The organism is Flavobacterium sp. 25HG05S-40, from assembly GCF_052654735.1.
This window is the reverse complement of the sequence record NZ_CP199750.1, coordinates 663,280-676,523: the sequence shown is the minus strand read 5'-3', so window position 1 is coordinate 676,523 and position 13,244 is coordinate 663,280. Positions and strand designations below refer to the sequence as shown.

The window sequence follows — 13,244 nt, the reverse complement described above, 5'->3', positions numbered from 1 at the left end:
ACACTAACCAATTAACACTTAATATTATGCCGTTTAATTTTTACGCTGTTTTAGTGGCATCACTCGTAACACTTGTCGTTGGATTTGTCTGGTACAGTCCAAAAGTATTCGGAAACATCTGGATGAAAGAAACCGGAATGACCGAAGAAAAAGCCAAACAATCCAATCTGGTCAAAGTATTTGGATTAACTATTTTTTATTCTTTTATGCTTGCCTTTGTTGTTTTACCAAATTTAGTAGTGCATCAAATGGGTGCTTTTGGAATGGTAGAAGGAAACGTAAATGACCCGGCTTACATTGAATTTATGAAAGCCCATAGCAATGCTTTCAGAACGTTCAAACATGGCGCGCTTCATGGTTTCATTGCAGGATTATGCTTTGCACTCCCAATTACAGCCATTAACAGTCTCTTTGAACAAAAATCATGGAGATACATCCTAATTAATGCGGGATACTGGATTGTATCGATGACCATTATGGGTGCTATTATCTGTGGTTGGAAATAATTTTAACATTTAATTATCAACCAATCGCTCTACATTTGTAGGGCGATTTTTTTTAGCCTATTGGAAACGATTACCTACAAAATATTTACTGCTGTAGCAGAACTTCCCAAATCTTGGGATGGCGTTTCTCATGACAACGCATTCTTGCAAACACCCTATTTAAGCGTTTTAGAAGAATCAGCGCCTACCAACATGCAGTGCTTCTACATCGGTATTTTTGAAAAAGAAGAACTTATTGGCGTTGCTTTGGCGCAGTATCTGAATTTGAATAAACTCGAATCTTTTGGTGAACGCGATCAATGTATGAAAACCTATGTTCGGAATTTTGTCTTCAAAAACTTCGCCTCGCATGCCCTATTTTTGGGCAATAATATGATTACCGGACAAAACGGCTACACGTTCAATACAAAAATTGAGGTGCAAAAAATTGGTCAAATCTTAAAGCAATGTGCTCAGGAAATTACCAGCTATTTCCAAAAACAAAAGATAAAAATTCACATTGTTACGTTTAAAGATTTTTACCAAGAAGGTGCCTCCGAATTGAAAAATGCGGCTTTTTCCGAAATGTATGAATTCAATACACAGCCCAATATGATTTTTCAATTGAAATCGGAGTGGAAAACCAATGACGACTATGTAGCTGCTTTTTCCAAAAAATACCGCGACCAATACAAACGTGCTCATAAAAAATTTGATGGAATTCAAACCAGAGAATTGTCTTTAGAGGATATTGTATTGATGGAAGACCGAATCTACCAATTGTATTTTTACGTAGCTAAAAATGCGCCTTTTAACACGTTCTTTTTAGCAAAAAATCACTTTTCTGCTTTCAAAAAACAATGCGGTAACCGATTCGTTCTGATAGGCTACTTTTTAAATAATGAATTAGTCGGATTTTATACGCTATTATTAAATGGAGATACTTTGGAAACGTACTTTCTGGGCTATGACGAACACATCCAAAAGGAAAAAATGCTATATCTTAACATGCTATACAGCATGACGAAATTTGGCATCGAAAACCAATTCAAAAAAATAATCTTCGGAAGAACGGCTCTGGAAATCAAAAGTTCAATTGGCGCAGAACCGATTAGAATGTCAGGGTTTATCTATCATCGGAACCCGCTTATCAACCGTTATTTTGACAAAATATTCCCAAAACTAGAACCTACGTTAGTCTGGCAGCAACGACATCCGTTTAAATAAATCCGTATATTTATCAAAAAACTTCCATGCAGTTTAGTTTCGGATTTTACTCTTCGTTATTGCTGATTACTTTCTCCCAAGGAATCATATACAGTCTGCTACTCCTGAAAAAAGCCATTGTTTCCGAAAACAAGTCCAATTACTGGCTTAGTGCCTTCATATTTCTTTGTGCCCTTTTTGTAGCGCCATGGATGTTGGGTTTTGCTGGATGGTATGACAATCAACCGTATCGAGACATTTTATTTTATACCCCATTCCAACATTTATTCTTTATTGGTCCCATCATTTACTTTTACACGCAAAGTCTTTTAAACCCATCTTTTCGTTTGTCTAAAAAGAACTTTTTCCATTTAATTCCGGGAATCGTCTATGTGGTGTATATTGTAATCCTTTGGATTTATGACCAATTCCTTGTAAAAGACTATTACTTCTATAAAGATGGGATGGATAAAGATTTTGATTTTTGGTATCAAAAAACAGGATTGGTATCCATGATTGTCTATTTTGTAATGTCTATACGCTATTATTCCTTGTACCGCAAGCTCATGTTCCAAGTGGCGAGTTATGCCGAAAGCGTTTTATTTAAATGGATAAAAACCTATCTCTACAGCTTTTTAATAATGCTGCTGTTACCGATTGTGTTTGATATTGCCAGCCTGTTTTATCCCGACTTAAACTCCTACAAAGGAACTTGGTGGTTTTTTCTGTTCTTTTCAATTATCATGTATTACATTGCTATTACAGGTTATGCCAATCCTATCATAACCAAAATACCTTTTGAACTATCCGTTTTTGATAAAAAGCCTGCACTACTTTTATCTGATAGCTATGCAACCGAAAATGCCATCATTGATATTGACCATGAAATCTTTGAAGTACAGCCCTCTCCTGAAATTGAAAATTGGAAGGTTAAAATTGAAAATGCAATTGTGGAGGAAAAACTGTATCAAAATCCGGAGCTGACCTTAACCGATTTGGCGAAAATCCTCCATACAAATGCTACTCTTATTTCAAAAACCATCAATCAGGGATTTGGACTCAACTTTAACGACTTTATAAACAACTTCCGAATCGAGGCGGTAAAATCGAGTTTCCAAAAGGGCGAACACAAAAAATCTACGCTACTCGGAATTGCGTTCGACTGCGGCTTTAATTCAAAAGCGACTTTTAACAGGGCTTTCAAAAAAAACACCGGACTTTCGCCTAAAGAATATCTGTTAAATATTTAAAATAAATCATGAATCAACTACTTGTTAATTTAATTGCCGGCTCAAGTTTACTGATTGCTCTTTTAATTTTTTTGAATCCAAATAAGCATAACATTGCAGGCAATAGATGGTTGAGCTTATTTATTTTTTGTATTTTTTTAATGAATATTGATGAATTTCTTTATTATAATAATTTAGATTTTGGTCATATAAAATTTTATGTGTTTTCAAGATATTGTATCGTTCCTGTCTTTTATTTTACAATTATTTATTTTGTAAAACCAAACAAAAAATGGAAACCAAGATACTTTTTGCATTTCATATTTGGACTACTTTTCATCATTTTTGAACAAAATTCTACTCAAATACTAAATGGAAATTTGGTAATTAACAAGTCCGTTTCATCAACTTTTTCGGTGTTTTTTAATCAGTTCTTAATGTATGTTGTTTTACCTTCACAATTTATCATCTACTTCTGGCAATGCTTTAAAGAAATTGAAAAACACAATCAAAACATTAAAAAATTCAGTTCGAATACTGAGGGAATTGACTTAAAATGGTTAAAACATATTTTATACATAATCATTAGTTTTTCATTTTTCTTTGTTATTTATATTTTTACTCAAAGTGCAGTTATGATTAACTCACTTCTGCTCATTAGTCTACTTTTTATTGGATATAACGCAATGAGGCAAAAGGAAATTTTTCCCTTTTCTGATAGTTCTAAAAAAGAAATGAAAACCATCATCAAACAAGAAAAAAAGAATAATTCTACAAAAAAACGTAAAGCATCTGATGACGATTATAAGTTATATGAAGCACTTTTACAGTTGATGGAAACCGAAAAACCATTCCTAAGTTCAGAACTTTCGCTTTTTAGTTTAGCAAATCAACTTTCCGTTTCTGCTCATAATTTGTCTTTTATAATAAACGAATATAGTGGCGAAAATTTTAATCAATTCATAAATCGATATCGAGTAGAAGAAGCAAAAAAAATGATAGTAAATTCAAAAAACAATCATTTGAGTATTCTAGGCATTGGATTTGAAGTTGGTTTTAATTCGAAATCTGTTTTTAATACAACCTTTAAAAAGCTAACTAAGCAAACTCCAAATGAATTCAAAAAATCAAATTTTAGTTAAAAAAATTAGTCCTAAATTATAAATTAAAACTTTTTCAGTTTGATAATGTTGCAGTTTTGTTTAAAATAAAACTGATGCATTACTGGTTTAAAGAATTTCCAGATTTAAATTTTGTGAAATACACTTTTAATCAATTTGTGATGTAATTCTTTAGAACAATCAACTACAAACTGAACAATGAAAAGACTACTTTTTTTTTCTTTATTATTGGGTACAACTCTTTTTGCCCAAACTCAAAAAAAACCAACCGAAATCTTAGTCATCGGAACCTATCATTTTAATAATCCCGGATTGGATGTTGCTCAATACAAGGTTCTGGATATTATGGGCGAAAAACCTCAAAAGCAGTTGGAAGAAATTGCCACCGCAATTGCTAAATTCAAACCCACAAAAATTTTTACCGAATGGGAACTGAAAGATCAATTGGCTTTAGATACGCTCTATAACAAATACCAAGAAGGAATTTATTTTGAATATGTAGCCAAAAAATACCCGAAAAGAAAATTTTATATACAAAACGAAATAGTACAATTGGCATTTAGAGCAGCGAAAAAATCAAATCTAAAAAAAGTATATGCCATCGATTATCAAGAAACGAGTTTTGATTTTGATAGTGTTATGAAATTTGCAGATTCTATAAGACTTCCAAATTTTAAGAAAGAGGTTATGCTAGATATAAAAAGTACCGAAACAAAATCAAATGCACTTTTTACCGAAAATGATCTTTTAAAATGTTTGTATTACTACAACAGTGAAGAACTTAGAAAAATTGACATTCCTTGGTACGTTGGCAAAATTAATGATTCAGACAAACTAGGCACTTATGTTGGCGCTTTTCTAGCTTCAGAATGGTACAGACGTAATTTATATATGCTAGCCAATATCCAAAAACAAACCGAAAGTTCAGACAATAGAATTATGGTTTTGGCAGGCGCAAGTCATATAACCATGTTTTTGGATTTATTGAAACATGATTCTAATTATAAAATTGTGGAGTTGAAAGAAGTAATAGAAAAATATAAATCTAACAAACAATGATACAGCTTGTTTTAAAATTAGCACTCTCAATTATTCATTTAATTTTAGAAAATTTTGCTTAAAAAATTATGTCAATTACTAACGAGAATCATTTTCTAAATAAGGTCTTCGCCTCGAGTGGAATTACAAATAATGAACTAGAAACAATACTTCCGAAGTACAAAAAAGTTATTTTTAAAAAAAACGACTATTTATTACAACAAGGAACTATCGAAAAAAAATATTGGTTTGTCGAAAGTGGATTTATACGTTCCTATATCGTCGACACGGACGGCAATGATATTACTTTTAATTTATATGCCGAAACCGATGTTGTCATTGATTATCCTTCGTTTTTCTTCTTTGCACCTACTCGTGAAAACTTACAAGCATTGACTGATTGTGTTTGTTGGGAAATTAATTTTAATGACTTTCAGGAACTTTTTGGTCAAATTCCAAACTTTAGAGACCAACAACGAGGCTTGCTAGTTGGCAGTTACTTTGCACTAAAGAAACATAGCATTTCGCTTATCGCAGATCAAGCAAAAGACCGTTATTTAAAACTATTAAAATCAAAACCACATATTGTTCAAAATGTTTCCTTAAAGCATATCGCCACATTTTTGGGCGTTACCGATACTTCATTGAGTAGAATTAGAAAAGAAATTGCAACCGAATAGCACTTCTTGCCATATGACAAGATTTAATCAATTACATAAATAGAAATTTGCATCAGTATTAATCAATTAAATAAATCAAAAAATGGAAAATTTACAAGAATTTATGTTGCTTTTTAGAATGGAACCAAGCAACGAACAGCCAACACCTGAACAACTTCAAGAAATGGGTCAACAATGGGGAACATTTATTGGTACAATTGCTATGCAAGGAAAATTAGTAAGTACACATCAGTTAGGTTTTGAAGGTGTTCAAGTTAATCCCGACCATCAAACTCAAGATGGATTTGTAATTGCTAACCAACAAATGATTGCAGGAAATATGGTTTTGAAAGCAGAATCAATTGAAGTGGCAACCGAATGGGCAAAAAAATGTCCTATTCTCTTTATGGGCGGAACAGTTGAAGTTCGCAATGTACTACCAATGAACTAACTAATTAATAATTTAAAAAATGAAAAAAATGATAACTTATATACTTATTGCTCTTGTAGCATTTATTGCATTCGGATTGTATAAAGCTAGTGGTTTACAATCTATAGAAATAGTTACATCAACCACAATTAAAGGATCTAAACAAGAAGTGTTTAATTTGGTAAAGAACTTAAATGATTTCCCAAAATGGTCGCCTTTTTTAGTGCAAGATCCATCTCAAAAATATGAAATAAAAGGAACTAATGGCGCCGTTGGTTCGCAATTTCATTGGGTTGGTAATGGCGGAAAAGATGTTGGTTACCAAGAAATAACCAAAATTGAAGAAGGCACGTTTATTGGTAAAAAATGTGATATTCAAAAACCATTTGTAGCCAAACCAACATTTGAGTATAATTTCACAGAAACTCCTCAAGGCGTAACTGTGAAGGAAACTTTCAAATTGCAATCAGGATTGATAGATGCTTTCTTTTTATGGGTTTTTGTTGCAAAAGCGGAAATGATTAAAACCAACCAGCAAGGATTGGATTTGTTGAAAAAAGCGGTAGAAACTAAAAACTAAAAAATCATGGACAAAAATGTAGCAACAATGATAGAAAACCTGAAAGAAAAAACAGGGTATACTTTAGAAGAATGGAAAGTAGTTATTACTAAGGAAAACTTGGTAAAACATGGCGAAATTGTAAAATTCTTAAAAGAAAGTCATAATGTAACACATGGATATGCTAGTGAAATTGCCTTGAAAGTGTTAGGTTCTGATGCCGATTCTTCGAACGACGCAACTGCTTTTATAGAATCTCAATACAAAGGAAAAGAACATTTAAAACCTTTTTACGACAAGATACTAGCAGAAATTGAGCAATTTGAAGGCGATTTCAAAATTGACCCAAAGAAAACTTATGTAAGTTTGAAAAGAAAAAAACAATTTATTATTTTAAATCCAGCATCAAAAACACGTTTTGAAGTCGGTTTCAATCTAAAAGGTGTTGAAGCAAAAGGTAAACTCGAAAACGAAAAACCAAACGGAATTTGTTCTCATAAAATCAATCTTACAGATATTTCTGAAATTGACCAACAAGTGATGCATTGGATAAAAATGGCTTATGAAAATGCGGGATAAGTCACTGTATGAAGAAAAATTGTTTTGACTTGTTTCTGAAAAGAAAGGGTCGGAATAATTTATTATTAATCTCTACCCGTAATCCAACAAAAATAGAAATATGAAAAAAAAAATCTTGCTCTTACTAATTATTGGTAATGTGGCAACCGCTCAAAATAGGGCAGTTACAACTGATATTACGAATTTTTGGGCCCTATTTGACAGTATAAAAAAAGTAAGAAATCCAAAAGACAAAATCAATTTGGTGCAAAAAATGTACATCGATAAAGGAACAATAGGTTTAAAAACCGTAATAAACCATTTTAGATATAGTGCAGAAACATGGGTTGATTATATTGATAAAAATGCAGGTACTTTAGATAGAATTCGACCGTACACGTTAACTGCTTACAAGCAACAAGAAACACTGGACACTAAATTGGCTGATTTTAAAAAAGTGTATCCAAATTTAAGCAATTCGGGTATTTATTTTGTAATTGGTGTGGGCGAATTTGGCGGCAATGCTATAAAAGGAAATTGTATCATTGGTGCCGAAGTAATTGCAAATGACCAACCTGATTGGGCAGTATATATGGCATTGCACGAGTATGTACACACACAACAAACCTCAAAAGTATATGATTTATTGGCTCATTGTATTGATGAAGGAATGGCTGATTTTGTTGCTGAATTACTTTTAGATAAAAAAATTGCCGAATATAACCCAAGTGGTTATATTGCTTTTGGTTTACAAAACGAAAAAGAAATTTGGGAAAGGTTTAAAATTTATTTAGGTTCAGATTATGATAATGGGAACTTCCACAACTGGTTATATGGTTCAAAAGGAATTACCATAAATGAATCGACCATGAAAGATTTGGGTTATTTTATGGGTTACCAAATTTGCAAAAGCTATTACAATAATTCAAAAAACAAAAACAAAGCCATTGCAGAAATGCTTGGCAATGGATTTAAAACGAACGAAGAAGCTAAGAATTTTCTACTACAATCAGGTTATGTTCCAGATGAAGATATAGCATTTGTTAAAAACGTAAAATTTGGAAAAATAACACCTCCAAAAGAAAATATCATAAAAGTGATTTATGGCTATAGAATAGAAAATAATGATGTTGTTTTTGAATATAAAATACCAAAATCGATGGATAAAAGTTTGATAAAAACAGTCACGATTGCAGGAACTTTTAATAATTGGAATCCAAATGACAGTAATTATATCATGACATTTAATAATAAGGACAAATATGAATTACGTTTTTCAAAAAATAAATTTAACATATCCAAACCTGAACAATTCAAATTTGTAATTAACGAAAATGGTTGGCAAAATCCGCCAGAAACGGCATTGAATGTAGATGGAAAAGATGGAAATTTAATCTTAGATTTGAAGCAAAATGAATAAATCTAAAAGGCAGATTAAAAACCAAAAAACCAAACGGTATTTGTTCGCATAAAATTAATATTACTGACGTTTCTGAAATTGACCAAGAAGTGATGGATTCGATAAAAATGGCCTACACAAATGCTGGTTAATTTCATAATAATCAACTTTCCATAATTTGATACTTTCAAAAAAACCTTGTAAATACAAAGCTTTACAAGGTTTTTTTATTTGAGACCTTTTTAGAACGTCTCAAATCATAATTTGAGGCGATTGATGCTGTTTTGTGATGCAATTTTGCCTCAGAAATAATCACTAAACATAATCTCATGAAAACAATTCTTACTACAATTTTCGCAACTATCTTGTTGAGCTCATGCGGAATTTTTTCCTCTTTGAATTCGAACACCTCTATCAAACCCAAAGAATGTTTCGTTTTGGGAAACAACAAACACGGTGTATTTAAAACACATCTAACCAATGAAGGAGTAACACTATTAAAAATATACAAGACACCAATTACTGGTGGAACTCCTTCTCCTGTTTATATAAAACCTAAAGAAACTGTATACGTCAAGATGGAAAAAAATACCGCGCTTGTCATCGAAAATACCGGAGTTGAATATGCTTCCGTTACCTTAAAGGTTAAAGGTGATCTTAATTTGGGAATGTCCTACAATGAATAGGAGTTTTAATCATCAAAAATCAAAAACTATAAAATCAATATCAATTAAAACAACAATCTTATGAAAACAATCTTATTTACAATCGCAATGGCAATGGCAAGCCTTTTGGCTAACGCACAATTAAAAGGTTCTGGGAAAACAATAACCAAAACTTATGACTACAAGAACTTTGACAAAATCAATTTTCAAGATTTGGACGGAAAAATAGCCGTTGAAATTGGATCAAGTTGGAGTATCACCGTTACAATTGATGATAATTTATTCTCTCTTTTATCCTTCAAAGACAACCAACCTGAAAACGAATTAACTATTTACTTTAAAGGAAACAACAATAACAAAATGTACATCGAAGACACTAATTTGAATATAAAAATCACAATGCCTGAAGCGTCTGTTATTTGTCATTCTGGAAACAGTAAACTAACCATTACTAAAGTGTTTGGCAGGTATTTTAGAATTGAAAATAGTTCCAATGCAACCACTACAATTTCAGGTTCTGTTCATGAATTAGAAGTCAAAAATTCAGGAAATGGAAATCTATTTGCCGAGAATTTAATTGCCACATCAGCCAAAGTAAAATCATCTGGAAATGGCAATGCAAAAGTAAATATTACATCAACAATAGAGGCAACTGCAACAGGAAATGGCAGTGTTTTTAATAAAGGAAAAGCAAAATTTAGTTCCGATTCTACACAGTCTGGAAACGGACGATTAGTAATTAATTAAGAGTTTTAATCATCATCAAAATCAAATTATCATGAAAAATGTAATGCAAATTATCTTGGTTAGTGTGCTTATACTATTCCAACTTTCTTGTAAAACCGTTAACATCTCTCCAAAACAAGGTACCATAACAGTTCCTGCAAAAGGTGAAATTCGGATTTGGGAAAATCTCGAACATACCTCGTTTTCGCTTCATTTAGAAAATAAAAGCAGCACCAATTCTTGCGAAGCATATACCGTTAAAAACAATACAGAAAAATGGATTTCACCATCGCTACTGGCTAATGGAACTCTCGACTTTACAGTACCAAGTAACGGAGCTGTTTTATTGAAAAATTTCAGCAACGAAAGCCTAACTATCAACTACATAATCGACTAATCATGAAAATCTTAAAACAAATCACAAAACCAATTTTGTTGCCTCATTGGTGGCAAGACACTCTCCTCGCAATTCCCCGAATTGTTTGTGGATTCCTTTTAACTTCTAGCTTTGGCGCTGACAAATTTGGATTGCCTTGGTCGCCAGCTGATAAAAATTTAGGCTTTTTTGAAGTGGCTTATTGGTTCCCAAACGATGTTGCGGCTTACGGAGGAATATTTGCCATAGCGCCTACCTTCTTTGCCTGGATGGGAGCTTTCAGCGAAGCTGTAGGTGGCATCTTTTTACTCTTCGGCCTTCAAACCCGAATTGCCTCTTTTTTACTAATATGTACCATGCTAGTCGCCATTTTTATGCAACAAATCAATAACGGAATGTGGAATTGTTTGCCTGCTATGGGGTTTCTTTGGGCAGCGATTTTTTACATGATTTTAGGCTCGGGTAAATTTGGACTAGACTATTTGATTTCGAGAAAACGCTATTCTAATTAGGTATTTCCTTTGTTTTCTTTAAAACATACAAAGCATAAAACCCTAAAATCAATTCTCCTAGTGCACCGAAGACATAAATAGCAGTTGGTATTTCGTCTAAAAACATAGAAATGATGCGACCAGTCCCTAAACCTAACATAAAAATCATATTAGAAATAGTGGCGACTTGCCAAAATTTAGGTTTGAAAATTCCCAAAACCCAAAGCAATGCAAAACCCAAATACATTCCCATATTGGCTTTGAAAATAGATTGTTCATCAGCGGAATTTATATGTACATCAAAAAACAATTCCGGTTGAAAACCATAGAGGAGTCCAACCGGAATAACGATGATAGTAGATATTATTAGATGCAAATTCTTCATCAAATATGATTTTAAGGTATCGCCACTTTCATTTGAGCTGGTAAAATTACAATCTGTAACTGACTTTCTTCACCAATATATTCGCCATCTATCTGAAAGCTGACCGGATTTTTGGTGATGATTGTTGCCTTATCGGTCGAGATTATTTCGACGTCTTCTGTGTTTACAGGGATATTGCCCGTGATGATTTTCCCGAAAACCATTAAATCTAAATTCTTTAAAATAATCAATTCAAATTTGCCGTCGTTCATCTTGCCTTCTGGATTGATGGTGACTCCAGTTCCGTATTTCTGTGAATTAGCGATAACAATCATTCGGGCTACACATTCGATGGTCTCATTATTAGCATGAATTATGGCCGCAAAAGGTTCTTCCAATTCGGTTAAGGTGGTAATGATCTGAAGCGCATATCCCATTTTACCGCGTGTCGAACCGCTTTCGTAGTTTTTTACTAATTGAGCATTCAATCCTAAATCACTCAAATGAAGACTTTTTCTCCCATTAATACTAATCATGTCCATCTCCATGAAATGGTTGTGAAAAGCCACAGCAAGGTTGTCTTCTATGGTGGTTGGCAGATTTAAATCGACCGACAATCCGTTAGCAGAACCCGCAGGAAGAATTCCGAAAATGACATGCTCTTTTTCTAGTGCTTCTCCAACAATTTTTATCGTACCATCACCTCCGGCAATCAGAATACGTTCGGGTTGATGCTTTTCATACAAATCCCTTATCGCGGTTTTGTCGTCTTTACCCGAAGTTTCGTAAACGATAATTTCCACTTGATGTTCTTCGGCGAAAGCCAAAGTCTTTGCTAAAATTTCGGTTTTATCGATATCTCCCGAAATGGGATTGAGTACCAAAATGTATTTCTTATGCTTTGTCATAAACCGTATTCCCTAAATAATTTGTAATTTGTCCATCCTAATTCAAAAGTACGCAATTAAGTGAAGCCCATTCTAAAATTATACCGAGGATATGCCAATGAACAGGAATTAATGGTGATGGGACATGTATTTAAACCTACCTCTAAGGAAGATTACGATTTTCAGAAAAGAAATTTTAAAAATGCTACTTCAGTAATCCGGATGTTTCGCATTGCTACTATGGCGAATGCCGACGTATATCTGGAACATAACGGAGTAAAAATCCATACCAAAACCTTGGATGATGGGTATTTTAAATTCTGCATTCCACTTACAGAACAGTCTGATTATGGCTGGATAAATTATAGTGTAAGCCTCGTATATAATGGTGAAGAGATCAAAGAAACTTCAAGCTATATAAAGCCTCATCAAAGTAATTTCGGATTCATATCGGACATTGACGATACTTTTTTGGTCTCTCATACCCGAAATCCTTTCAAAAAATTGTATATTTTATTATTTAAAAATGTGTATGACCGAAAGGTTTTTAAAGATGTAGTTACACATTACAAAGCCTTGAGTAGTGCCGGAAAAAAGAATGTTAATGAGCCCAACGCCTTTTTTTATGTATCGAGCAGCGAGTGGAATCTGTACCGATTCATCACTCAATTTGCCGAAATCAATCAATTGCCCAAAGCGGTGTTGTTGCTCAAAGACATAAAAACTAGTTTAACCGATTTATTCATTACGGGTCGCGGAGATCACAATCATAAGTTTGAAAAAATCAAGCATATCCTCGAATTCTATCCAAATTTACAATATACCTTGTTGGGCGATGATTCGCAGCACGATCCGTATCTGTATGAGAATATCTGTAAAATCTTCCCGGTAAATGTAAAAGCCGTTTATATCCGACAAACCGGAAGCTCCAAAAAAGTAAAAGCGGTACAAGCTTTGAAAAATCTTGAAACGTTAAACGTGAAGGTGTGTTATTTTAAGAAAAGCTCCGAAGCCATAGCGCATTCGAAAGCCATTGGTTTAATTTCTTGAA

17 protein-coding genes are annotated in these 13,244 nt (G+C 33.1%); 15 read left to right on the top strand and 2 right to left on the bottom strand.

Going from position 1 to position 13,244, the window contains the following annotated elements; all coding sequences use genetic code 11:
- Positions 1-26: 26 nt before the first annotated feature.
- The 14 genes from ACULEU_RS02935 (at position 27) to ACULEU_RS02870 (ending at position 10,963) form a co-directional block, all read left to right on the top strand.
- A complete protein-coding gene (locus tag ACULEU_RS02935) occupies positions 27-506 on the top strand; it encodes a DUF1761 domain-containing protein (protein ID WP_445453962.1) in 480 nt (159 codons plus the stop codon).
- A 60-nt stretch (positions 507-566) separates the two neighbouring features.
- On the top strand, positions 567-1,712 hold the full coding sequence (locus ACULEU_RS02930) for an 8-amino-7-oxononanoate synthase (protein ID WP_445453961.1): 1,146 nt from the start codon (positions 567-569) through the stop codon (positions 1,710-1,712).
- Between the two features lie 26 nt (positions 1,713-1,738).
- Complete coding sequence (locus ACULEU_RS02925; RefSeq protein WP_445453960.1) at positions 1,739-2,941, top strand: helix-turn-helix domain-containing protein; 1,203 nt, start codon at positions 1,739-1,741, stop codon at positions 2,939-2,941.
- A gap of 8 nt (positions 2,942-2,949) precedes the next feature.
- Positions 2,950-4,062, top strand: coding sequence for a helix-turn-helix domain-containing protein (locus ACULEU_RS02920; RefSeq protein WP_445453959.1), 1,113 nt, complete (start codon positions 2,950-2,952; stop codon positions 4,060-4,062).
- Positions 4,063-4,239: 177 nt separating this feature from the next.
- The gene (locus ACULEU_RS02915) at positions 4,240-5,100 is read left to right on the top strand and encodes a DUF5694 domain-containing protein (RefSeq protein ID WP_445453958.1); all 861 of its coding nucleotides are present in this window, start codon (positions 4,240-4,242) and stop codon (positions 5,098-5,100) included.
- Positions 5,101-5,168: 68 nt separating this feature from the next.
- Positions 5,169-5,759 carry a Crp/Fnr family transcriptional regulator gene (locus tag ACULEU_RS02910; protein WP_445453957.1) on the top strand — a complete coding sequence of 197 codons (591 nt, stop codon included), beginning with the start codon at positions 5,169-5,171 and terminating at the stop codon, positions 5,757-5,759.
- An 82-nt stretch (positions 5,760-5,841) separates the two neighbouring features.
- On the top strand, positions 5,842-6,189 hold the full coding sequence (locus ACULEU_RS02905; protein ID WP_445453956.1) for a YciI family protein: 348 nt from the start codon (positions 5,842-5,844) through the stop codon (positions 6,187-6,189).
- Between the two features lie 19 nt (positions 6,190-6,208).
- Positions 6,209-6,748, top strand: coding sequence for an SRPBCC family protein (locus ACULEU_RS02900; protein ID WP_445453955.1), 540 nt, complete (start codon positions 6,209-6,211; stop codon positions 6,746-6,748).
- 6 nt (positions 6,749-6,754) lie between these two features.
- Positions 6,755-7,306 carry a DUF5655 domain-containing protein gene (locus tag ACULEU_RS02895; protein ID WP_445453954.1) on the top strand — a complete coding sequence of 184 codons (552 nt, stop codon included), beginning with the start codon at positions 6,755-6,757 and terminating at the stop codon, positions 7,304-7,306.
- A gap of 100 nt (positions 7,307-7,406) precedes the next feature.
- Positions 7,407-8,705: a DUF2268 domain-containing putative Zn-dependent protease gene (locus ACULEU_RS02890; RefSeq protein ID WP_445453953.1), complete on the top strand. Its 1,299-nt coding sequence runs from the start codon at positions 7,407-7,409 to the stop codon at positions 8,703-8,705.
- Positions 8,706-9,013: 308 nt separating this feature from the next.
- Entirely contained in the window at positions 9,014-9,370 is a 357-nt protein-coding gene (locus ACULEU_RS02885) for a hypothetical protein (protein ID WP_445453952.1), read from the top strand.
- Between the two features lie 60 nt (positions 9,371-9,430).
- Positions 9,431-10,096, top strand: coding sequence for a GIN domain-containing protein (locus tag ACULEU_RS02880; RefSeq protein ID WP_445453951.1), 666 nt, complete (start codon positions 9,431-9,433; stop codon positions 10,094-10,096).
- Positions 10,097-10,127: 31 nt separating this feature from the next.
- Positions 10,128-10,472, top strand: a complete 345-nt coding sequence (locus ACULEU_RS02875) for a hypothetical protein (protein WP_445453950.1) — start codon at positions 10,128-10,130, stop codon at positions 10,470-10,472.
- A gap of 2 nt (positions 10,473-10,474) precedes the next feature.
- Complete coding sequence (locus ACULEU_RS02870; protein ID WP_445453949.1) at positions 10,475-10,963, top strand: DoxX family protein; 489 nt, start codon at positions 10,475-10,477, stop codon at positions 10,961-10,963.
- Here the strand turns inward: ACULEU_RS02870 and ACULEU_RS02865 are convergent.
- Both ACULEU_RS02865 and ACULEU_RS02860 read right to left on the bottom strand, forming a co-directional pair.
- Positions 10,956-11,327 carry a DUF4345 domain-containing protein gene (locus tag ACULEU_RS02865; protein ID WP_445453948.1) on the bottom strand — a complete coding sequence of 124 codons (372 nt, stop codon included), beginning with the start codon at positions 11,325-11,327 and terminating at the stop codon, positions 10,956-10,958. The genes ACULEU_RS02870 and ACULEU_RS02865 overlap by 8 nt on opposite strands.
- A gap of 11 nt (positions 11,328-11,338) precedes the next feature.
- Positions 11,339-12,214 carry a diacylglycerol/lipid kinase family protein gene (locus ACULEU_RS02860; protein WP_445453947.1) on the bottom strand — a complete coding sequence of 292 codons (876 nt, stop codon included), beginning with the start codon at positions 12,212-12,214 and terminating at the stop codon, positions 11,339-11,341.
- A gap of 60 nt (positions 12,215-12,274) precedes the next feature.
- On the opposite strand from ACULEU_RS02860, the gene ACULEU_RS02855 reads away from it, so the two are divergent.
- Positions 12,275-13,243, top strand: a complete 969-nt coding sequence (locus ACULEU_RS02855; protein ID WP_445453946.1) for an App1 family protein — start codon at positions 12,275-12,277, stop codon at positions 13,241-13,243.
- Position 13,244 lies beyond the last annotated feature (1 nt).